The following is a 23353-nucleotide window of genomic DNA, read 5'->3' as shown; positions in this document are numbered from 1 at the left end:
GGCCTGTTTAAACCCGCCTTAACCCGCAAAACACAAAATTCTGTATCGTATTAAACGGTGTAGTATGATCGTGATAGATGCACTTTATTTTTTCAAATGCCGGTTCGAAGCGTTTGGCAAGCGTTACATCGGAATATTGTGTAACGGGAAGACCGCTGCATTTTGTGGGGCCTTGTTCAGAAAATGTTCCTATTACCATATATCCATTGGGGCTTACCGCTGATGCAGCTACATTAATATATTGATCAATTTTTTCGGGTTCGGTTAAAAAATGAAACGCCGCTCTGTCGTACCAGAAATCGAACAATACAGGTGGTTGAAAGCTGGTAACATCGCTCACTATCCAGTTTATTGCCGAAGCTTTTTCGCCCATGCGGGTTTTTGCTTTTTCAATAGCATGTTCCGAGATGTCAAGCACCCAAATATTTTTATATCCTTTTTCGAGCAAAACTTCTGCCAGGCGGCTGTCGCCTCCGCCAATATCAATAATATGGGCGGTATGCGGCAACTGAAATAAGTTTAAAAACTGAATAGCTGTTTCAGGATATAATTGATACCAGCTTACTTCCTGCTCGTTTTTTGTTCGATACACATGTTCCCAATGCTCTTTCAATGATAGATACATAGTAATTTCTTTTCACAAAAGCAGTCATAAAGTTAAATACTACATTACCCAAAAACCGTGACCAAAATCACGCATTGGTTTTTATTATAACACCGGAAATATTATTGCATGTAACCGGTTCTTTATCTATCTTTTATGCATACCGTTAGAAGGTGGTGCAGTAATCATTGAAAGTTGTTTATAAAACTATCAACACCTTGTGAAAAACTCAATTGTTGATTATTTCACAGGCATGTTACTTTCGCTGTCGGGTCTTACAAATAATTTGTTGCGGTGCCGGCTGATGATCATACCATTTAGCAGGCTTAAAAGGGAACCGTGTGCAAATCACGGGCTGACGGGCAACTGTAAGTTGGGTGAATGGCTCCTACTACTCCCCATTCACATAGCTGATTCTTCAAAACCACTGTGGCGCCTTGGCGCCATGGGAAGGTGTTCAGCAATTCAACAAGCCAGGAGACCTGCCGTTTCAGGTATGTTTGGAACCTTCCCGATAAGGTACAGGCAATTGATTGATGCTTCAGCTTTATTTTAACGCGAGGTATTGGAGTTACTGTCTGTTGTTGTACCGCATTATTAACCTTGAAATCAGTATATTATTATGCAGTACGAAGACGAAGTGTTGCTTAGAGAAAACAAAGACCGGTTTGTTATTCTGCCTATCAAATATCCGCAAATATGGGAAACGTATAAAAAGCATGAAGCAAGCTTTTGGACTGCCGAAGAAATTGATTTAAGCGGCGACCTGAAAGACTGGGCCGGCCTTAATGATGGGGAGCGTCATTTTATATCGCACGTACTGGCATTTTTCGCAGCAAGTGATGGCATCGTAAATGAAAACCTTGCAGTGAACTTTATGAGCGAAGTGCAATTGCCCGAAGCCCGTTGCTTTTATGGTTTTCAGATCATGATGGAAAACATCCATTCCGAAACGTATGCATTGCTGATAGATACCTATATAAAAGATCCGAACGAAAAAGATCGCCTGTTTCATGCCATTGATACAGTGCCCGCTGTTAAGAAAAAAGCCGAATGGGCGCTTCGCTGGATCGAGCAGGGAAATTTTGCCGAACGCCTTGTTGCATTTGCAGCTGTGGAAGGCATCTTTTTCAGCGGCAGCTTTTGCTCAATTTTCTGGTTAAAGAAAAGAGGACTGATGCCGGGACTTACTTTCAGCAATGAACTTATTAGTCGTGATGAAGGGTTGCATTGTGAGTTCGCCTGTTTATTGTACAGCATGTTGAAAAATCAATTAACGCAGGAACAGGTGTATATGATCATTGGTGATGCCGTGCGCATTGAAAAGGAATTTATTACCGAAGCGCTGCCGGTTGATTTAATTGGTATGAACTCTCGGCTGATGCAACAGTACATTGAATTTGTGGCCGACAGATGGCTGAGCGAATTAGGTTATCCCAAAATGTTCAATGCAGTTAACCCATTCGATTTTATGGAAATGATTTCGCTGCAGGGAAAAACCAACTTCTTCGAAAAACGTGTGGGCGATTACCGCAAAGCCGGTGTAAATACAACCAAAGAATCGCAACAGTTTTCGCTCGATGAAGACTTTTAAAATTATTGCTGATTTTGGGATTTAGGGATTTTGTGATTTATTAGAAAGTCACAGTTAAAGAAATCCCGAGCTCTCAAAATCTATAAATCAGAAATTTTTTAGATTATGTTCGTAATTAAAAGAAATGGCAAGAAGGAAACTGTAAAGTTCGACAAAATCACGGCACGTGTTCAAAAACTATCGTATGGATTAAGTTCGCTGGTAGATGTAATTGAAGTAACTAAGAAAGTTATCGAAGGTATTTATGATGGTGTTACTACTACCGAGCTCGATAACCTGGCTGCAGAAACAGCGGCCTCTTTAACCACCAAGCATCCTGATTATGCGTTGCTCGCTTCGCGCATTGCTGTAAGCAACCTGCATAAGAATACCATAAAATCATTTTCGGCCACCATGCGTAAACTGCATCAGTATACTGATTCAGCTACAGGCCGTAAAATGCCGTTGCTGGCCGACGATGTAATGGACATCATTGAAGCCAATGCCGAACTGCTGGATAGCTCAATTATTTATGACCGCGATTTCGGGTTCGACTATTTTGGTTTTAAAACACTCGAAAAGTCGTACCTGCTGCGCATCGATGGCAAAGTATCTGAACGCCCCCAGCATATGTACATGCGCGTGGCAATTGGCATTCATAAAGAAGATGTTGAAAGCGCCATTAAAACCTATCATTTAATGAGTGAGCGCTGGTTTACACATGCCACCCCCACATTATTTAATGCAGGTACGCCAAAACCACAGATGTCGTCGTGCTTTTTGCTGACCATGAAAGACGACAGCATCGATGGTATTTACGATACGCTGAAACAAACCGCAAAAATTTCACAAAGCGCGGGTGGTATTGGTTTATCTATCCACAATGTACGTGCAACAGGTAGTTATATCGGCGGCACCAATGGCACCAGCAATGGTATTATTCCCATGCTGAAAGTGTTTAACGATACAGCCCGTTATGTTGACCAGGGCGGTGGCAAACGCAAAGGCGCCTTTGCTATTTACCTTGAACCCTGGCATGCCGATATCATAGAGTTTCTTGACCTGCGTAAAAATCATGGTAAAGAAGAAATGCGCGCAAGGGATCTGTTCTATGCCTTATGGATATCGGATTTATTCATGAAGCGGGTTGAGGAAAATGGCAACTGGAGTTTGTTTTGCCCCAACGAAGCACCTGGTTTAGCAGAGTGTTTTGGTAAGGAGTTTGAAAAATTATACGAACAATACGAAGCCGAAGGCCGCGCCCGCAAAACCATCAAAGCGCAGGAGTTGTGGTTTGCTATTCTTGAAGCGCAGATCGAAACCGGTACGCCGTACATGTTGTATAAAGATGCTGCCAATAGTAAAAGCAATCAGCAAAACCTGGGAACTATTAAAAGCAGCAACCTGTGTACCGAAATTCTGGAATACACCAGTGCCGATGAGGTAGCTGTTTGTAACCTGGCTTCACTGGCCCTGCCGCGTTTTGTGAATGAAAACAAATTCGACTTCGATAAATTATATGAAGTTACTTACCAGGTAACACGCAATCTGAACCGTATTATCGATAACAATTATTATCCGATAGAAGAAGCAAAGCGCTCGAATTTACGTCACCGCCCTATTGGATTAGGTGTTCAGGGACTGGCCGATGTATTTATCTTATTGCGTTTGCCTTTTGAAAGCGACCTGGCGAAGATGTTGAATCAAAACATTTTCGAAACCATTTACTTTGCCGGCATGACGGCCAGTAAAGACATGGCTAAAGAACAGGGCGCTTATGAAACCTTTGCCGGTTCACCATTGTCGAAAGGGCAGTTCCAGTTCGATTTGTGGAATGTGCAGCCTTCGAACCGCCACGACTGGGATACACTAAGAGCTGAAGTTATGCAGCATGGCGTTCGTAATTCGCTGCTGGTAGCGCCTATGCCTACCGCTTCTACTTCACAGATATTGGGCAACAATGAATGTTTTGAACCTTACACTTCAAACATTTATGTGCGCAGGGTATTAAGCGGCGAGTTCATTATCGTAAACAAACACCTGCTGAAAGATCTGGTGCAACTGAATTTGTGGAACGATACCATGAAGAACAAGATCATTGCAGCGAACGGGTCGATTCAACATATAGAAGAAATTCCGGCCGATATCAAAGCGTTGTACAAAACCGTTTGGGAAATAAAACAACGTACATTAATTGATATGGCTGCCGATCGCGGCGCCTATATTTGTCAGTCGCAATCATTGAACTTATTTGTTGATAGTCCTACCGTAGCCAAATTAACTTCCATGCACTTCTATTCCTGGAAGAAAGGATTAAAAACCGGTATGTATTATTTACGTACACAGGCTGCTTCGCAGGCGGTTCAGTTTACAGTTGAAAAGCAGGGCAGTCGCCAGATGGAACCTGTGGTTCCCAAATCGGCCGAAGCAGTTGAGAGCGAATTGCTCAACGGCGGAACCTGTAGCATGGAAGATGGTTGTGTTACCTGCTCAGCGTAAGCAATATCGAATATCAAATAATAAATGTCGAATGTTGAAGTGTAAAAGACTTCGATATTCGACATTTTACATTCTATATTCATTATTTCCTATCTTCGCCTTTCAGTTCTTTACTTTAACACTTTGTTTTCAGGTTAATCCCGTTGTACCAACGTGGATTATTAAAAAGGAACCGTGTGCAATTCACGGGCTGTCGCGCAACTGTAATTCCCGACTCACAGAGTGGGGAGAAGCCAGATACTTGCCTGCAAATTAAGACGAATGCTTTCGCGGTTTGAAGCAGCAGTCAGGAACAGTATATCACCCCATTCATCACTGTTTCTCTCTAACACTTTATCACGAAAGCATACTCATTAAACGTAAAGACATTAATACTATTCATTAATGTTTAATTAAATGTTTATGCGTATGCTAACACACACTCCTGGGTTCCCCCGTATTGGGGCGCAACGCCAGTTAAAGAAAGCCTGTGAGCAATATTGGGCAGGCAACACAACCAGAAGCGAATTATTTCTTGCCGCAAAAAAGATCAGGGAAGAAAACTGGTTATTACAAAAGCAATCGGGTATTGATTTAATACCCTGTAACGACTTCAGCTTTTACGATCAGGTGCTCGATATGTCGTTATTGCTGGGCGCTGTGCCTGCAAGGTACACACCGGTGGTAACTGATGTTAAAGACAATGCTGAAATCGACCTGTGTTTTGCCATGGCAAGGGGTTATCAGCAACATGGGCTCGATATAACGGCCATGGAGATGACAAAATGGTTCGATACCAATTATCATTACATCGTTCCTGAGTTCACGGCCGGTCAGCAATTCAGGATATTATCCGATAAACTGTTTCATGAATTCAATGAATGCCGGCGTGTAACAGGCATTTTACCCAAACCGGTATTGATAGGGCCTGTATCTTATTTATTATTGGGTAAAGAAAAACAAACCGGAGAATCTTCTGATAAGCCATTCGATAGAATTGATCTCATAAAACAACTGTTGCCCGTTTATATAAAGGTTTTAAAGCGGCTCGAAGAAGCAGGCGCCATTTGGGTACAGCTCGATGAGCCGTTTCTGGTAACCGACCTTACACCCAAACAGCAACAGGCTTTTCAATATGCCTATCAGGAAATCAGAAAGCAAACGAACCTCAAGATTCTGTTAGCTACTTATTTTGAAGGGCTGCAGGAGAATACCAGCGTAGCTGTTAATCTTCCCGTTTGCGCATTGCATCTTGACCTGGTGCGCGCGCCGCAGCAGCTTGATGACGTATTACAGGTTATTCCTCCTAAATTATCTTTATCGTTAGGCGTTGTGGATGGCCGTAATATCTGGAAGAACGATTACAAAAGATCAATAGCGCTGATCGAAAAAGCAGTTGCTGCTATCGGCAGGGAAAGGGTTATGCTGTCGTCGTCGTGTTCATTGCTGCATACACCTGTTGATCTCGATGGCGAAAATGTTATAGATGCCGAAATCAAAAGCTGGATGGCATTTGCCAAACAAAAGCTGATTGAAATAAACGAACTGAACCAGATCGCTGAAGGCAATGGCGAATTGCTTGCTATTAATCAACAGGTTATTGCCGGTCGCCAAAACTCAACACGCATTCATAAACAGGCCGTAAAACAACGGGTGACTGCTATTAAAGAGGCTGATGCAAAACGTACCAGCGAATTTGGCCTTCGGCAAAAAATACAACACAAACGCTTTCAGTTGCCGATGTTCCCAACAACAACCATCGGTTCATTTCCGCAAACCGATGTAATACGCCAGTTAAGAGCCAAACTGAAAAAAGGAGAGCTTACCACGCAGCAATATGAAGCGGCCATTGAAAACGCCACCATAGATGCCATTCGCATTCAGGAACAGATTGGGTTGGATGTACTGGTGCATGGTGAGTTTGAGCGCAATGATATGGTTGAATATTTTGGTGAGCAGCTCGATGGGTTTTTGTTCACCCAAAACGGATGGGTGCAAAGCTATGGCAGCCGTTGTGTAAAACCGCCCATCATAGGAGGCGATGTAAGCCGCCCGCACGATATGACGGTAAGGTGGAGCCGCTTTGCACAATCGCAAACCAGCCGCTTAATGAAGGGTATGCTTACGGGTCCGGTAACTATTTTGCAATGGTCGTTTGTGCGCGACGATCAGCCGAGGTGGCAAACCGCTTTTCAGATTGCGCTGGCTATTCGCGATGAAGTGGTGTCGTTGGAACAGGCAGGCATTCAGATCATACAGATCGACGAACCCGCCATTCGCGAGGGATTGCCTCTGCGCAAAAAAGATGGCCCCGCTTATCTTGATTGGGCGGTGAAAGCATTTCGCCTGGCAGCCAGCGGCGTGCACGACGAAACGCAGGTACATACCCATATGTGTTATAGCGAGTTTAACGACATAATGGAGCATATTGCAAAAATGGATGCAGATGTGATCACCATCGAAACCAGCCGCTCGCAAATGGAATTGCTCGAAGCGTTTGCACGGTTTAAATACCCCAACGAAATAGGTCCCGGTGTATATGATATTCATTCGCCCCGCGTGCCGTCTGTTGAAGAAATGAGCTATCTGTTGCAGAAAGCCGCTACGCTGCTGCCTGCAGAAAACATATGGGTAAATCCTGATTGTGGATTAAAAACCCGTCGCTGGCCCGAAACAATGGCTGCATTAAAGAATATGGTACAGGCTGCCCAAAAAGCAAGGGAGGGTGTGAAGGAAACACAGGCTATTTAGTAATCTCAAAAATAGTTACCGGTTGCCGGTTACCAGTTCCCGGCAACTGGCATCCGGTAACCTGTAACATTATTTCTATTATGACTATTGAACAAAAAATACAACAATCCGAAACAAGAATATTCAAGGCTGTTTTTCCCAATACAACCAATCATTACGATACCTTATTTGGCGGCACCGCCATGGCTTTGATGGATGAAGTGGCTTTTATTGCCGCCACCCGCTTTGCCCGGAAACGAATGGTTACTGTTTCATCAGATAAAATTGATTTTACACGGCCTATTCCCGCCGGCACTATCATTGAGCTGATCGGTAAAGTGGTGCATACCGGTAAAACAAGTGTAAAGGTGCTGGTTGAAATATATATTGAAGAAATGTATTCTTTTGTTCGGGAAAAAGCCATCAGCGGCACATTTACCCTGGTGGCGATTGATGACAATAAGCGGCCGGTTGATATATTATAAGTGCTGAAAACGCAAAAAACAGGAGATCCGCCTTTCTTTAACAATTCATGTACAAAAATTTATCAATTTTAAGCTGCGAAAGCCATTAATTTGTTAAAAGTTATATTGCCGACATGAATTGCACCCAAATGTTTCGCTTCCTGTTTGCCTTGTTATTAATGATTACCGGAGTAAAGGCCGGCCATGCACAGCAAATCGACTCTATGTTAAACCTGTACGGAGAAAAATATCCGCAGGAAAAAATATATGTTCAGTTCGATAAGCCAGCCTATAATACCGGCGAAACCATCTGGTTCAAATCTTATTTGTTTGCGGGTATTATACCTTCACTCATCAGTAAAAACTTTTATGCCGAACTGCTCGATCCTTCGGGCAAAGTAATTCAGCAAAAGTTGCTTCCCATTTATGAGGCTTCGTCTGCAGGTTCTTTCGATCTGCCGGCCAATCTTCCGTATCCAACAATAATCTTTCGCGCCTATACCACCTGGATGCTGAACTTCGATACCACTTTCCTGTTCAGCAAAACCATTCGCATATTAAATAAATCAGCCGCTGCCACTGCAGATGCTGCTACAACTTCGAAAGGTACCGGGGCAAAACCTGCTACCCAGGGTGCTGCTGCTGCCACTACTGCCACTACAGTTAACCTTCGCTTTTTTCCTGAAGGTGGCGACCTGGTAACCGGGCTCGAATCGCAGGTGGCCGTAAAGGTTACCGATGCTTACGGGTTACCGGTTTCGGCTGTAGGAACCATCAAAGATGCAGGCGGTGCGGCTGTTGCAACTTTCGGTACGGTGCACGATGGCATGGGCCGGTTTGCTATTGAACCGCAGCCCGGCAAAACATATTATGCCGAATGGCAGGATGAAAAAAAGCAAACGCATAAAACGCCCTTGCCTGCAGCAAAGGCAGTTGGTGTGGTGATGCAATGCGCTCCTTCGGGCAGCCGTCAGGCTTTTATTATAAAAAGGCCGATGGATGCGCAGGACAATTTAAAAACACTGTACCTGCTGGGCTATTTCAATCAGCAGGTGGTTTATAAGGCCCGGCTCAATATGCGTGAAAGTTTTATGGTAAGCGGATCAATACCGCTCGAAGGCATTCCTACAGGCATGTTGCAAATGACCCTGTTCGATGCAGACTGGAAGCCGCTGGCCGAGCGCATTACCTTTGTAAACAAGGAAGATTATTTCTTTGCTACCCGTCTGGTGCCGGCTATAAAAAATACCGAAAGACGAGGTAAAAATGTGGTGGTCATCGATGTGCCCGATACTTTGAAATCGAACCTGAGTATTGCCATCACCGACGCCGGATTAAGCAAAACAGATCCTGATGCCGATAATATTGTTTCGCATTTGTTATTGAGCGGCGATCTCAGAGGCTATATTCATAACCCCTATTATTATTTTACCGGAAACGATGATACGGTGCGGTCGCACCTCGACCTGGTAATGCTTACTAACGGCTGGCGCCGTTTTAAATGGGAAGATCTGGCTGCCGGTAAGCTGCCGCAGATTAAATTTCCGCGCGACAATTATTTATCGCTTAGTGCTACTTTAACCGGTTTATTACCCAGCCAGGTGCCGAGAAATACACAGATGAACGTTTTTTTGGAATCCAAAGATTCGTCGCGACAGATGTTTTTTCTGGGTATGGATTCAACCGGTAAGTTTAAGCAGGATGGACTTGTTTTCTTCGATACGGTAAAAGTGTTCTATCAGTTTAATAACAATAAAACGCTGAGTACACGCGCCGTTGTTAATTTCAGCAATGGTACCTGGAAGGGGAGTGGTGCTGTTAAACCCGATTCGGCCTGGCGTATACCCATGCCATTAGATACCAGTTTGTTGAACAGGGGCCGTTATTTTGCTTCGGAGGCCGAACGTATAAAACCCGAGCTCGAGAAAAAAGTAAAAGTGCTGGAAACCGTTACCGTTAAGGCAAAGCAAAAGAGCAAGCAGCAGCAAATGGATGAAAGGTACACCAGTGGCTTTTTTGCAGGAGGCGATGCCACTTCATTCGATTTAACCGACGACGTATCGGCATTAGGGGCGCTCAATATTTTCAGTTACCTGCAGGGGCGTGTAGCCGGATTGCAGATCACTACCGGCGGTGGCGGCACGCAGATGCAGTGGCGTGGATCAACACCATCGTTGTTTTTGAATGAAATGCCGGTTGATGTAACCGCCATTGAAAATATACCGGTTTCGGATATCGCTTATGTAAAGGTCTTCCGTCCGCCCTTCTTTGGCGCAACCGGTGGCGGCGCCGGCGGGGCCATTGCCATCTACACCAAAAAAGGCGGTGATCAAAAATCAACCTCAACTGAAGGCGGTCTCGAAAAAGGCAGGCTCACCGGTTATTCGGCACCTAAAGAGTTTTATGCTCCCGACTATAGCAAGGAATCGGCATTAAACGATGTACCTGATATTCGCAGCACGCTGTTTTGGGCGCCTTATATATTGACCGATAAAAACAACCATAAAATAACGATAACGTTTTATAATAACGATGTATCGAAGCGACTGCGCATTGTACTCGAAGGCATGAATGAAGATGGTCAGTTAACGAGGGTTGAAAAGCTTGTTGAGTAGCTGTATCCTATATAGCCCTGTCCTTTAGGGCATGAACGGAAAAAAATATATCCCGGCTGAGAACAGTCGGGATTGTTGTATGTATGAAACGTTAAGAAGAAAATTTATTTTTTGCCAAAGCCATTCAACCGGTTCATCAGTTCTTTTTTGAATAAAGAAGTATTGAGCTGGTTCAGGTTGTGTAATTCCATTTCAGATTGCTGGCGCACTTTGTTGATGTTGGTATCGAGTTGCTGCAGCTCGTGCAGCAAAATGGCATAGTAATGTTGAATATCTTCCAGTTGAATTTTTTCCTGTACCTCTTTATGCGATTGTTGCTGCAGGTGCATCGAAATAGAAATGGAATCGGTTGTTTCTGCCGCCTGGTTGCCGGTCATGTTCATCTCCTGCGTGCGGCTACGGAAGTATAGGCTGAAAACCTGTTCCTGTATCTTCTCAAGATTATTAGAAACAGATTGCTGGTTCGAACAGATCCAGTTACTAAGGTTCCTTATACGATTATCGATTATTTTCGATCGTCTTTTTACCGATTCCAGAATCCTCTGGTAAAAAATGAAATGAATTATCTGACTTACAATCAGAACTATTACCAGATAGATCATATGCAGCTGATTTTAATTGAGCCGGAACCTTTACACCAATTGTGATCCTGCTACACCCGAACCGGCAAACTTGTGTGAAATCTCAGATATCGTACTTATAAAATCTTTGATGATATGGGCATCCTGCGCCTGATTGCTTCGCAGATTTAAGCTTGTACTTTCGCCCCAGCAATACACATCCACATCATAGGTTGTTACGCGTAAAACGAAGAACCCGGCTGATTGTCCCTCCTGTACCACATTGCTGTGCATCATTTCGAGAGGAAACATAATGGGCATACCGTTTACAATTACGTACTTGCCAATTTTAAGCTGCTTCGTCTTCATAAGATTAAAATTGTAAAATGATAAAAAAAGCGGTGGTAGATACCACCACTTTAAACCCTCAAAACCTGCCTTATGATACACCAGGATGTATCAGGCTTTTTTTTCCAGGATAGAACATTGAATATAAAGTGGGCTTCAAACGACATTGAATTAGGGGTTCCACAGACACCGATTTAGGGATATTTCATTTGTATTGGAATATCTAAGGTATCAGATGCAACCTAATTGCGACGTACCCAGAAATAAATAAGATATAAGGACTTTCAGCGATCATTAGGATTATTGAACATCAGTTTTTAGTCGAAGATTGGATTTTAGGCAATTGATGTTCATCTGTGATGTAAAGTTGGTAACGAAAAAATGAAATCAAAAGAAAACAGGGAGGACAACAAGTGGATGTACCACTTAATGGCAGGTGACCAGAAGGTGACTAAAATCTCTATTAGCAGATAATGAGAAACGTTATGCAGTAGTGAATTAGATAATATTAATGAAACAGTATGATGTTGTTATAGTATCGCAAAAATGATACCACACTAAGTTTATTGAATAAATATAATTATTCAGTATATATCCCGGATATATAACCGCAAATTATGATAAGTTCAGCACTCAAAGATTACTATTGAAATAAATATGTTCCGATGATTTTATACATCAGCATGGCAATGTGCGATGGTTTGCCTGACGATCTGTAGCTTCTTTAAAAGTCAATACAACATTTTATGCTGCTACGATGCAGCAAATGATTGAAGGGGATTATACAGGCTTTAAAGTTGATTTGGGAGAAAGAAAAAAAGAAAATAGGATATTGGGTTTGGTCAGAAGTCAGATGTAAGAAGTATGAAGTAAGAAGACGTTGACAAGTTAACAGGTTGACAAAGTCCATAAGTTAAAAAGAACAGAACGCTTTGCCGATTCATCCCGCCCTGGCGGGACCGTTTCACGATTAACCATTGACCATTGACCATCCACTATTCACTATTGCCTACTGCCTGTTCACCGCGCAGATTATGCAGATAAAAACTCAGGCTTTCTTCTTCGTTCAGATTTAATTTTTTCTTTAAGCGATAGCGGGCCTTTTTAACACTTTCGGGTTCAACAGAGAATATACCGGCAATTTCTTTGTTGCTTAATCCTGAAAGAATGAAACATATCAGCCGCACTTCATTGGATGTAAGATCGGGGTGCTTTTTAATGATGTGATCAACGTAGTGCGAGTGTAACAGGTTAAAGTTTTTAATAAACTCCGACCAATGATCTGTTTCGGTAAGATTGCTTTTAATTTCTTTGGCGATCCTTTTGTATTCGTTGTTGTCGCTCGACTTTAGCTTTTCCTGCAACTGTAGCAGGTAATCGGTTTTGTTGGCCAGCATCACCGTAGTGGTGGTAACCTGGGCCTGCAACTGCCTTGCTTCTTCTTTTGCTTTTTCAATGATCTCGAGCGCTTCCTGTGCGGCCAGCTCTTTTTTTTCTTCGACCATTTTATTGGCCATCTGCATTGCTTTCTGCTTCTCCGTTTCTACCATGCGGCGTGCTTCCAAAAAAGCAGCTTCCTTTTCCTGCTGAATGCGGGCTTTCATTTTACGGTACCTGTAATGCAGTATTATACTCAACGAAGTCATGATGAGTAACAGCAATACAATAGCAGCCTGCCACATGGCAATTTCCGAAAAGTGAAAGGGGTGCAAATGTGGTTTTTGCGCGCACGACAAAAACAGCACGGTTACGGGCAATACATAAATAACACAAAAGGGGTTCACGATCCTTTTCATGGGATTTAGGGAATTTTGCTTAGGGTTAAGATTGCACAAAATACTGTTTCAATTGCGAAATAACAGAAAAGTAGCCTTTGTACACTTATTTGATACCATAATGTTGATAAAAGACTACCATATGTCTACCCCCATTGTTTTGGTAATATGCATCTGTTTTATAAATGCTATAAGTATAAACAATATGAATAACAGAACTTTAAAATAAATTATAAATATGTATTCGGCTGAAAGCCGCCACAGGCAACATTTTTTCCACAATTGATGAATGGTTTGTTAAATAACCATTACATGAAAAAATAAACTTATTTCAAACGGTTTTTGAAATAGGTTATGCATCCGGGTTACAATAAAAAAGAATATGATATTTTGTATATATGGGCGGTTAGTTCTTTAAAATAGTAACTGTTTTGCTGGCGTCATGTCCTTTAATGGCCGTAGAATCGGGTGGAGGTTGAGGAAGTTTATAATTGTAGGTAACTACAAATTTTGAATACAGCTTCATCATGGGATTGCGGAAGTGCATGGCATCGCCTTCCTGAGGTTGAATCAATCCATCGACAATAAGCGTGTCGTTGTTCTGCGGTTCTATCTCTATGTTGATATTATAAGCCAGTTTGGGATTAGGCTTTTTTAATTCAAGGTCATAAAACGAATGATTGTCGTATGTGAGGTACAGGGTAATGGCCGACCACTGCTTGTTCATGGTATCCTGCGCCACCCCATCCAACACCTGTTTAAGCGGGGTTGAATCAGATTGCATCCAAACACTGTCGAGATACATCACCTCTTTGGGGTCATTTGCCAGGTAAACCTTCATCTTTTTGATGATGGAATCGGGTGTGTTTTTAAACGCAATGGTATCGGAACCGGCTGGTTTGGGTTTGCGCTTCGATAAAAAGTACATACCGGTACCAACAAGTATTGTAATTAAAAGGATGATCCAGGTTGCCCGCATAAGGTTCAGTTGATTGTCGTAAAAGATATTAAAGTAAGAAATACTTGCAATTAATATGCCTTATTGGCACCAGTATTTTTTTGTGAATGCCCAAAAAACCATTGTTTTCAATTATTTAACCTTGCATCCTTTGCTGACAGGTTAACATTTCAGTCGCATCTTCTCTTTTTTGAATGCCATTTGTTAGGACTACTTATCAATATGAGTGGCCTGAAAGATCTGCCTTAGTTCTACTATAATAGGGTCATATTAGGTTCATCTTAGGATCATTACAGGCTTTTGACCCTAAAATAACCCTAAGAATACCCTAAGATGACCCTGGGATGTTACTTCTTTGAAACATACCTTACAGTCAGTAAACCATCAAACCATCTAACCATTGAGCCATCAAAAAACTATCTTTGGCATCAATCGTTTTGCGTTATGAAAATTGCCGAAATCATTGCCTTGCTTGAATCAATAGCACACCCTTCGTTACAGGAACAATATGATAATGCCGGTTTATTGACCGGAGATCCCGGCTGGACCTGCACCGGCGCCCTTTGCACGCTCGATGCTACCTCAGCAATAATAAACGAAGCCATCAGCCGGGGCTGCAACCTCGTGATAGCCCATCACCCTATTATTTTCGGCGGTTTAAAAAAGATCAACGGTAAGAATTATGTAGAAAAGACAGTAATAACGGCTATTAAAAATGATATCGCTATATACGCCATCCATACCAACCTCGATAATGTAATTGCCGGAGTAAATGGTATGATGGCCGATAAACTGGGATTGATCAACCGCAAAATACTGGCCCCCAAAGAAGGGACCCTAAAAAAGCTGTACACTTTTGTACCCGTTGAACAGGCCGAACAGGTGCGCGCAGCCCTGTTTGCCGCAGGCGGCGGGCAAATAGGCAACTATAATGAATGCAGTTTTGGGGTTGAAGGCGCCGGTACCTTTAAAGGCGATGAAGGCACCAATCCGTTTGTTGGCCGGCCGGGGGAACGCCATTATGAAAAGGAACTGAAGATAGAAGTAATTTTTCCTGCTTACCTGCAGGCGGCCATGGTGCGGGCTTTGCTGGCTGCCCATCCTTACGAAGAGGTAGCCTATGATGTGGTTGGTTTGACCAATACACATCCCGGCATTGGCTCAGGACTTATTGGCGAATTGCCGGATGCTGTACCCGAAACCAGCTTTATGGCTCAGTTGAAACAGGCCTTTAACCTGGCGGTGATCAGGCATACGGCTTTTACGGGGCGACCGGTTAAAAAGGTGGCCGTAAGCGGGGGCGCCGGTAGTTTTCTGGTTTCCAAAGCGTTAGCAGCCGGGGCCGACATCTATATTACGGCCGACATGAAATACCACGAATTCTTTGACGCCAACGACCGCCTGGTTATTGCCGATATAGGCCATTTCGAAAGCGAGCAATTTACCATAGATTTACTGGCTGGCATTTTGCAGCAAAAATTCCCTACCTTTGCCGTCCTTAAAACAGCTATAAAAACCAATCCGGTTCATTATTTTATTTGATTTTGTTGAAGTGGATTCCGAACGCAGAAGGGAGTGACACAACAAAAGAAACATCAGGGTACTGCAGCCGGCAATCAACTTCAAACCATAAACAACAAATTATAAACTCATTTATGGCTAACGTAAAAGAATATTCTGTAGAAGAAAAGTTATACGCTCTCGTTTCATTGCAAAAGATTGAATCGAAGATTGATGAAATTCAGATTCTGAAAGGTGAGTTGCCAATGGAAGTAAGCGATCTCGAGGATGAGATTACAGGTTTGCATTCGCGCCAGGTTCGTATCGAGGAAGAGATCAACGGTATACAGGAATTTATTAATCAGAAGAAGAATATCATTAAGGAAGCTGAAGCGCTGATTAAAAAATACGAAAAGCAAAGCGAGAATGTAAAAAACAGCCGTGAGTTTGAAGCTATCAATAAAGAAATTGAGATGCAACAGCTCGAAATAAAACTGGCTGAAAAACATATTCGCGATGCCAATGAAGAAATTGCCGAAAAGGTAGTGGTGCTCGACAAAGCGAAAAAGAACATTGCCACCAAAGAAGGTGTTTTGAATACCAAAAAAGGCGAGCTCGAAAAGATCATCGCTACTACCGAAAAAGAAGAAAAACATTTCAATAAACAGTCTTCTGAAGCCCGTGAAAAGGTCGATGAGCGCCTGCTGCATTCATACGACCGCATTCGCAAAAACTATCGCAATGGTTTAGGTGTGGTACCGGTTGAGCGCGATGCCTGCGGTGGTTGCTTCAACGCTATTCCTCCTCAACGCCAGAGCGAGATCCGTCAGCGCAAAAAGATCATTGTTTGCGAAAACTGCGGACGTATTTTGGTTGACCGCGATTTGTTTGATACTGTAGAAGTGAAGTGAGTCAATAGGCAATAAGCAATTGGCAATAGGCAATTGGCAAATAAGATATTTAAAGGTGTTCAGCAATGAACGCCTTTTTTATTGAGGATGCACCCGAAGGATATCGATTGCCGGCGCCATCAAAAACAGGTTGCCACAGATTTTGTGGCAAAATTGTCTTCATCCCGCCGAAGGCGGGTAGTTGTAATCAGTGGCAAAGTTGTTAGCCCGGGGTGGAAGGTTGGCATCTGTGACATATCTTGCACATATGGAGCGCTTGTTGCGTTTAATCATTGCTTTTTGTTTGCTACCCGCCTTTTCGTTGGCGCAAAAGGTGTTTGATTTTAACGACCGGTGCAGGCAGGCTTATCACGAGATCGTTCAATTGAAATTAGCGGCTGGTCAGCAATTGCTTAATGTTGAAAAAACACAGAACCCCAACAACCTGATCCCCTGCTTTCTTGAGAATTATATCGATTTTTTTACCCTGTTCTTTAACGAAGATCCTGCAGAATATAAAAAGCGGTTGCCCAACCGCGAAAAACGGCTCGATCTGCTGTCACAGGGCCCTTCAGATTCCCCTTTTCAGTTATTTACCCGTTCGGTTATACATTTTCAATGGGCGGCAGTACGCGTAAAATTCGGGAACAACTGGGATGCCGGCTGGGAGTTTCGCCGTTCGTTTTTACAGATAAAAGAAAATCTTTCGTCCTTCCCCGATTTTTCGCCTAACCTGTTATATGCCGGCGCCATGCAGGTAGCCGCCGGTACCATCCCCGACGGATACAAATGGCTGAGCAATTTGCTGGGCATTAACGGCAGCATAAAAAAAGGCATGGTACGGATGAATAACTTTTTTCAACGCACCGATGAATGGTCGGTTTTGTTTCGCGACGAAGCCATATTTTATTACTGCTACCTGAAGTTTTATATCGAAAACGATAAACCCGGTGTTTTTCAGTTCATCGAAAAGCAACAACTCGATGTGGTGAATCATCACCTGTTTGCCTTTCTGGCCGCCAACCTAAATTTAAATAATCAGCAGGCCGAAAAAACCGAACAAATTATAACAGGGTTAAATACCGACCCCGGTTATCTGGCAATGCCCGTGTGGGATATGGAAATGGGTTATGCAAAGCTGCACCATCTCGATGCCACTGCGAATATTTACCTGGAGCGTTTTCTGGCATCGTTTAAGGGCAAATTTTATGTAAAGGAAATATTACAAAAGTTAAGCTGGTATTATTATCTGCAGGGCGATGATGCAAAGGCCAATATGTACCGGCAGAAAATTTTGCAAAGCGGCAGTACCGATGCCGAGGCCGATAAACAGGCACAACAGGAGGCTTTAGGCAATAAATGGCCGAATAAATTATTATTACAGGCACGGTTGTTAAACGATGGCGGCTACTACCGCCAGGCGCTGGCCCTTTTGCATGGTAAAAACACCAATAATTTTTCGCTGATCGAAGATAAGCTGGAGTTTGCCTACCGCGCCGGGCGGCTGTACGACGATGTAGGGAACGATAGTGTGGCTATTGTATTTTACAAACAGGCCATTGTTTTCGGTGAACATCGCAAAGAGCATTATGCGGCCCGCGCCGCCTTACAAACCGGTTTTATATTCGAGCAACGCGGCGATAAAGCAACCGCCATACAATGGTTTCAGCGATGTATTGATATGAAAGATCATGATTTTAAAAATTCGTTAGATCAAAGAGCCAAGGCGGGCATCGCCCGGTGTAAAAATGAATAAATTTTGGTTACCGGTTTCCAGTTACCGGTAACCGGGAACTGGTAACTGGCAACAAAACAATGGGGAAAATCCCCTAATAATAAATCCACAATCCCGATTATATTTGTCGGGTTCAAAACAGTAATGTGCTTAAAAAACTTTTCATACAGAACTACGCCATTATCGACGAGATAGAAATCGACTTCTCGCAAAAGCTGAATATTATTACCGGTGAAACCGGTGCGGGTAAATCAATTCTGATGGGTGCATTATCGCTTATACTCGGCGATCGCGTAGATACCGCAGTATTGCTGAACCGCGATAAAAAATGTTACGTAGAAGGAATTTTTGTTATAGAAGAAAAAAAGGCGGTAAAAGCATTTTTGCGCGAACAGGACCTCGATGTGGATGAAGAACTGGTAATTCGTCGCGAAATTGGCAGTAATGGCAAATCAAGGGCATTTGTAAACGATACACCGGTAAACCTTGAGCAGTTACGTCAACTGAGCTCCATGCTGGTTGACCTGCACCGGCAGTTCGATACGTTGGAACTGGGCCAAAGCGATTTTCAGCGCCAGGTGCTCGATGCACTGGCGGGTCATGCAGATGTACTGCAACAATACCAGGGGCTATATTCGCAATGGCAGCAGGCACAACATGAGCTAACTGCTTTGCAGCAACAAAAAGAACAGTTCACCAAAGAATACGATTATAATAAATTCCTGTTCGGCGAATTGAACGAGGCGGCCCTGAAAGAAAACGAACTGGAAGAAGCGGATGCAACTTTAAAATTGCTCAGCAATACCGAAGGCATTAAAACAGCTTTAAGTAAAGTGTCGTATGAGTTAAGCGAAGGCGAATCGCCCGTTGTGCAGCAGTTAAAAACCCTGTACAACCAGCTGGGGCCTTATAGCGATCATCACCCTGCATTGCCTGCTTTATTACAGCGATTGTTATCGGCGCAAATTGAGTTGCAGGATATAGCCGATGAAGTGGAGCATATAAATAACCAGGTACAGTACGACCCGCAAAAAATTGAACAGCTGAATGAACGCGTATCAGTAGGGTACAAACTGTTAAAAAAGCATGGTGTGCATACCACTGCCGAACTGCTGGCAATAAAAAATAGTCTTGAAGAAAAATTACAGGCTGTTTTGAATATCGATGAAGCTATTCAAAGCAAAGAAAAAGGGGTACAGCAGTTATTGCAAAAAGCCACTGACCTGGCGGGTAAGTTATCGGCCAACCGCACCAAACAGGTAAAACCCCTGCAGGATAAAGTAAACAAATTATTAAACCAGGTAGGCATGCCCAATGCCCGCGTGCAGGTTGATATAAAGCCGTTGGCATCATTGAATGTATACGGACAGGATGCTATTGAATTTTTATTCGATGCCAACAAAAGCAACCGGTTCGAGCCCATTCGCAAAGTGGCATCGGGCGGTGAATTAAGCCGGTTGATGCTTTGTATTAAATCGCTGGTAGCGCAATCGCTCGATTTGCCTACTATGATCTTCGATGAAATAGACACCGGTATTTCGGGCGAGGCCGCCAAACAGGTTGGAATTATCATGAAAGATCTGGCCCGCAAACGGCAGGTGTTCAGTATAACCCATCAGCCGCAGATCGCCGGAAAGGCAGATGCCCATTACTTTGTGTACAAAGAGGTTAAAGGCAACGCCATAAAAACGAATATCAAACTGCTGTCGCAGGATGAACGTATAACCGCTATTGCCAAAATGCTCAGTGGCGAAAAGCCAACAGCCGCCGCATTGGAAAATGCAAGGGAAATGGTGATGAATTAAAGTCGTGAAACGTGAAACGTAAAAAGTGCGCTAAGGATGGATGAAACTATGGCAAAAACGCAATCCTGTAAATTTTAGCTGTTGCCAACTGCCAGCTGCCAACTTGTTATTGCCGTTTGCCGTTTCACGTTTGCCGATTCATCCTGCCTTAGCGGGGACCGATAGCCAACTACCCACTGCCAATTGCCTATTGTCCATTGCCTGTTGCCTTTTTGCCTATTGCTTATTGCCTATTGCCTTTTTGCCCATTGCTGCTATGTTCCCAAATATTCAAATAATATTTTACCTCATTTTGGCTATGATCCCCGCCTGGATCATAAGCCGGTATTTAATGAAATGGATACAGCCGCGGCGATCATTTAAATACTTTCTATTGTATCTGCTGGCCTTACTGGCAATGATGTTTTTGTACACATTCATAATAAGCTGGGTGTTGTTGAAATATGTTTTGCCTGTTAAATAATCTTATTTTTACCGGTTAAAATCCTTATTATGAAAAAAGCAGTCACCCGGTTTATTTGCTTTATGCTATTGGTGTTGTTGGGTATTGAGGGGTATAGTCAAACCAAGCCAGCTCCTAAAGCAAAATCGCCTGCTCCCAAAACAATCACCACAACCACGGCCCCGGCCGAACCAACTCCCGCTATACCGCCATTACCTGAAATAGATACTACAGCTGCACCCGATGATGATTTAACCAAAGAAATTAAATCGATGCTGAATGTTTCAGGCGCCATGAAGGCGAGTGTGGAAACGATGAAGTATATGATCGAAATGCAGAAGAAAAATCCTTCGCAGACCTTGCCGGGTGAGTTTTATGACCGTTTTTTGCAATCTATTGAAAGTGGCCGGATAGGCAGGTTGCTCGAGAATGCCATTGTTAAAGTGTACCGTGAAAAATTTACACTGCAGGAGATGAAGGAGGTGACCGCATTTTATGCTTCGGCTACAGGGAAGAAGATGGCATCAGAGCAATTAGCTATATCAAATGATTCGCGGGTAGCCGGTGAAAAGATCGGCGGATTCATAGCCTTGCAAATTGTGGGTGATATGATGAAGGAGGGAAAAATGAAATAAGGCATAAAAATATTACCGCTAAAAAGGCCGGATTAATAAAGAACGTAATACTTTTAAACCTTTAAAAAACTGATATCTGTTATGGCATACAACCTGCTTAAAGGAAAAAAAGGGATCATATTTGGTGCTTTGGATGAAAAATCAATTGCGTGGAGAACCGCATTGCGTTGTCATGAAGAAGGCGCTCAACTGGTTTTAACCAATGCGCCCGTGGCTTTGCGTATGGGTACCATCAATCAACTGGCCGAAGCGGTGAATGCACCGGTAATAGGAGCCGATGTAACCAATATGGACGACCTGAAGAAATTATTCGAAGAGTCGATGAAGCATTTTGGCGGAGGAATTGATTTTGTGCTGCACTCCATTGGTATGAGTTTAAACTTACGTAAGAACAAGCATTATACCGAAATAGATTATGGGTTTAACCAAAAAACACTCGACATAAGTGCTATGTCGCTGCACCGCGTATTGCGTACTGCCTGGGAAATGGATGCAATGAACGAATGGGGTAGCGTAGTAGGTTTGACTTATATAGCCGCACAGCGTGTGTTTCCTGATTATAACGAGATGGCAGATGCGAAAGCATTGCTCGAAGGTGTTGCGCGTAACTTTGGTTATCACTATGGTATAAAGAAAAAAGTTCGTATCAATACCATTTCGCAATCGCCCACCAAAACCACGGCAGGCGGCGGTGTGAAAGGGTTCGATGGCTTTATTTCCTATGCCGAAAAAATGAGTCCGCTCGGAAATGCTTCGGCCGATCAATGCGCTGATTATTGTGTTACCCTGTTCAGCGATTTAACCAAAATGGTAACCATGCAAAACCTGTTTCACGATGGTGGTTTTTCATTCACCGGTGTTACACAGGCAGTCATTGAACAAATGGAGAAATAAATACCGAGGTTAGAAGTCTGAAGTCAGATGTCTAACTATAATACGAATGGTGGGTTACTTTCTAAAAAGTGGCTCACCATTCGTACTTTGGATGAAGTATATAGCCGGAGATTTGAATCCAGATGTTCTACTGACTTCCGACCCTGACTTCAAAAGAAAAAAAACCGCCCACTGTAACAGTGAACGGTTTGAATTATTTTAACCATGAGCGTTAATACTCATCTTCATTAAAGAAGAAATCGTCCTGGCTTGGATAATCCGGCCAGATGTCTTCTATTCCTTCATAGATTTCTCCTTCATCTTCCAGTTCCTGAAGATTTTCTACCACTTCAATGGGTGCACCGCTACGTATAGCGTAGTCAATTAACTCATCTTTGGTGGCAGGCCACGGTGCATCTTCTAAATAGGATGCAAGTTCTAATGTCCAAAACATGTGTTTAGCCTGTTTAAAGTTTTAAATCCGCGAACAGTTCTGATTTCAGGGTCGGAGAAATTGTACCGGTAAGTGTTTTTTCCTGTCCCCTTTTACCCCTCAATTTTTCGCAAAAGTAACCCTCCTAATGAAAAAACCAAATCTATCTTTAAAAGATAATGGAAGGTTTTCATAAAAAGTTACCGAAAATGAGTGCTATGAACGCGAAGCCAATGGTTTGTAGTATCTTGACGACCGTTTTAGTAATTCACCACGCATGTTAACAGCCACCAATATTCACAAATATTACGGTCAGTTATGGGTTTTAAAGGGGGTTGACCTCGAAATAAAACAGGGCGAAATTGCCAGTATCGTAGGCCCGTCGGGATCGGGGAAAAGCACTTTATTGCACATTCTGGGTACGCTCGACGCGCCCGATAAAGGCGAGGTGGTTGTAGGCGATCAGCGGATCAATTTTTTGAACGAAAGGCAAATGGCGGCTTTTCGTAACCGGCATGTTGGCTTTGTTTTTCAGTTCCACCACCTGTTGCCCGAATTTACGGCCCTTGAAAATGTATGTATACCCGGCTGGATGGCCGGCCGCCGTAAAAAAGAGGTGATGGACAATGCTTTATCGTTATTACAAATGCTGGGCCTTGAAAAAAGAATTGAAAATAAACCCAATGCGTTATCGGGTGGCGAACAACAACGGGTAGCCGTAGCCCGGGCCCTCATAAATCGCCCCGCCATAATTTTTGCCGATGAGCCTACCGGTAACCTCGACTCGGCCAATGCCCGTGAACTGCATCAGCTGTTTTTTACCCTGCGCCAGCAATTCAATCAAACCTTTTTAATTGTAACCCACAATGAGGAACTGGCTCAAATGAGCGACAGAATTTTACATATGAAAGATGGGAAGATAGTTTAATATGCTA

At 43.2% G+C, this 23353-nt stretch carries 18 protein-coding genes and 2 riboswitches; of the genes, 12 read left to right on the top strand and 6 right to left on the bottom strand.

What is annotated here, in order from left to right; all coding sequences use genetic code 11:
• Nucleotides 1-7: 7 nt before the first annotated feature.
• The gene (locus AC59IL_RS21005; RefSeq protein WP_496554159.1) at nt 8-625 is read right to left on the bottom strand and encodes a class I SAM-dependent methyltransferase; all 618 of its coding nucleotides are present in this window, start codon (nt 623-625) and stop codon (nt 8-10) included.
• A gap of 254 nt (nt 626-879) precedes the next feature.
• Nucleotides 880-1108, top strand: a riboswitch (cobalamin riboswitch).
• A gap of 118 nt (nt 1109-1226) precedes the next feature.
• Here AC59IL_RS21005 and AC59IL_RS21000 point away from each other — a divergent pair.
• The 5 genes from AC59IL_RS21000 to AC59IL_RS20980 all read left to right on the top strand — a co-directional run bounded on the left by AC59IL_RS21000 (nt 1227) and on the right by AC59IL_RS20980 (nt 10464).
• Nucleotides 1227-2198 (top strand): ribonucleoside-diphosphate reductase small subunit, encoded by a 972-nt coding sequence (locus AC59IL_RS21000; protein WP_496554158.1) that lies wholly within the window; start codon nt 1227-1229, stop codon nt 2196-2198.
• A gap of 105 nt (nt 2199-2303) precedes the next feature.
• Entirely contained in the window at nt 2304-4676 is a 2373-nt protein-coding gene (locus tag AC59IL_RS20995; protein WP_496554157.1) for a ribonucleoside-diphosphate reductase subunit alpha, read from the top strand.
• Nucleotides 4677-4790: 114 nt separating this feature from the next.
• Nucleotides 4791-4939, top strand: a riboswitch (cobalamin riboswitch).
• Nucleotides 4940-5084: 145 nt separating this feature from the next.
• Nucleotides 5085-7406, top strand: a complete 2322-nt coding sequence (gene metE, locus AC59IL_RS20990; RefSeq protein ID WP_496554156.1) for a 5-methyltetrahydropteroyltriglutamate--homocysteine S-methyltransferase — start codon at nt 5085-5087, stop codon at nt 7404-7406.
• Between the two features lie 80 nt (nt 7407-7486).
• Complete coding sequence (locus AC59IL_RS20985) at nt 7487-7870, top strand: acyl-CoA thioesterase (protein WP_496554155.1); 384 nt, start codon at nt 7487-7489, stop codon at nt 7868-7870.
• A 113-nt stretch (nt 7871-7983) separates the two neighbouring features.
• Complete coding sequence (locus tag AC59IL_RS20980) at nt 7984-10464, top strand: hypothetical protein (protein ID WP_496554154.1); 2481 nt, start codon at nt 7984-7986, stop codon at nt 10462-10464.
• 104 nt (nt 10465-10568) lie between these two features.
• On the opposite strand, the gene AC59IL_RS20975 is transcribed toward AC59IL_RS20980, so the two are convergent.
• From AC59IL_RS20975 to AC59IL_RS20960, 4 genes are all read right to left on the bottom strand, one after another.
• Nucleotides 10569-11066, bottom strand: a complete 498-nt coding sequence (locus tag AC59IL_RS20975) for a hypothetical protein (RefSeq protein WP_496554153.1) — start codon at nt 11064-11066, stop codon at nt 10569-10571.
• Between the two features lie 30 nt (nt 11067-11096).
• Entirely contained in the window at nt 11097-11393 is a 297-nt protein-coding gene (locus AC59IL_RS20970; protein WP_496554152.1) for a hypothetical protein, read from the bottom strand.
• A 974-nt stretch (nt 11394-12367) separates the two neighbouring features.
• Nucleotides 12368-13168: a LuxR C-terminal-related transcriptional regulator gene (locus AC59IL_RS20965; protein ID WP_496554151.1), complete on the bottom strand. Its 801-nt coding sequence runs from the start codon at nt 13166-13168 to the stop codon at nt 12368-12370.
• A 385-nt stretch (nt 13169-13553) separates the two neighbouring features.
• Nucleotides 13554-14126: a hypothetical protein gene (locus AC59IL_RS20960; protein WP_496554150.1), complete on the bottom strand. Its 573-nt coding sequence runs from the start codon at nt 14124-14126 to the stop codon at nt 13554-13556.
• Between the two features lie 423 nt (nt 14127-14549).
• On the opposite strand from AC59IL_RS20960, the gene AC59IL_RS20955 reads away from it, so the two are divergent.
• The 6 genes from AC59IL_RS20955 (at nt 14550) to AC59IL_RS20930 (ending at nt 22006) form a co-directional block, all read left to right on the top strand.
• A complete protein-coding gene (locus AC59IL_RS20955; protein ID WP_496554149.1) occupies nt 14550-15647 on the top strand; it encodes a Nif3-like dinuclear metal center hexameric protein in 1098 nt (365 codons plus the stop codon).
• A 113-nt stretch (nt 15648-15760) separates the two neighbouring features.
• A complete protein-coding gene (locus AC59IL_RS20950; protein ID WP_496554148.1) occupies nt 15761-16516 on the top strand; it encodes a zinc ribbon domain-containing protein in 756 nt (251 codons plus the stop codon).
• 247 nt (nt 16517-16763) lie between these two features.
• Entirely contained in the window at nt 16764-18251 is a 1488-nt protein-coding gene (locus AC59IL_RS20945; protein WP_496554147.1) for a tetratricopeptide repeat protein, read from the top strand.
• 125 nt (nt 18252-18376) lie between these two features.
• Nucleotides 18377-20035 carry a DNA repair protein RecN gene (gene recN / locus AC59IL_RS20940; protein ID WP_496554146.1) on the top strand — a complete coding sequence of 553 codons (1659 nt, stop codon included), beginning with the start codon at nt 18377-18379 and terminating at the stop codon, nt 20033-20035.
• Between the two features lie 492 nt (nt 20036-20527).
• A complete protein-coding gene (locus AC59IL_RS20935) occupies nt 20528-21112 on the top strand; it encodes a DUF2059 domain-containing protein (RefSeq protein WP_496554145.1) in 585 nt (194 codons plus the stop codon).
• Nucleotides 21113-21193: 81 nt separating this feature from the next.
• Nucleotides 21194-22006, top strand: a complete 813-nt coding sequence (locus AC59IL_RS20930; RefSeq protein ID WP_496554144.1) for an enoyl-ACP reductase FabI — start codon at nt 21194-21196, stop codon at nt 22004-22006.
• Between the two features lie 211 nt (nt 22007-22217).
• Here the strand turns inward: AC59IL_RS20930 and AC59IL_RS20925 are convergent, their stop codons facing one another.
• A complete protein-coding gene (locus AC59IL_RS20925) occupies nt 22218-22439 on the bottom strand; it encodes a DUF2795 domain-containing protein (RefSeq protein ID WP_014221625.1) in 222 nt (73 codons plus the stop codon).
• Between the two features lie 256 nt (nt 22440-22695).
• On the opposite strand from AC59IL_RS20925, the gene AC59IL_RS20920 reads away from it, so the two are divergent.
• Nucleotides 22696-23346 (top strand): ABC transporter ATP-binding protein, encoded by a 651-nt coding sequence (locus tag AC59IL_RS20920; protein WP_496554143.1) that lies wholly within the window; start codon nt 22696-22698, stop codon nt 23344-23346.
• The last annotated feature ends 7 nt before the right edge of the window (nt 23347-23353 follow it).

This window comes from Niastella sp. sgz303648 (assembly GCF_059587045.1).
This window is presented reverse-complemented; position numbering and strand designations above follow the sequence as displayed.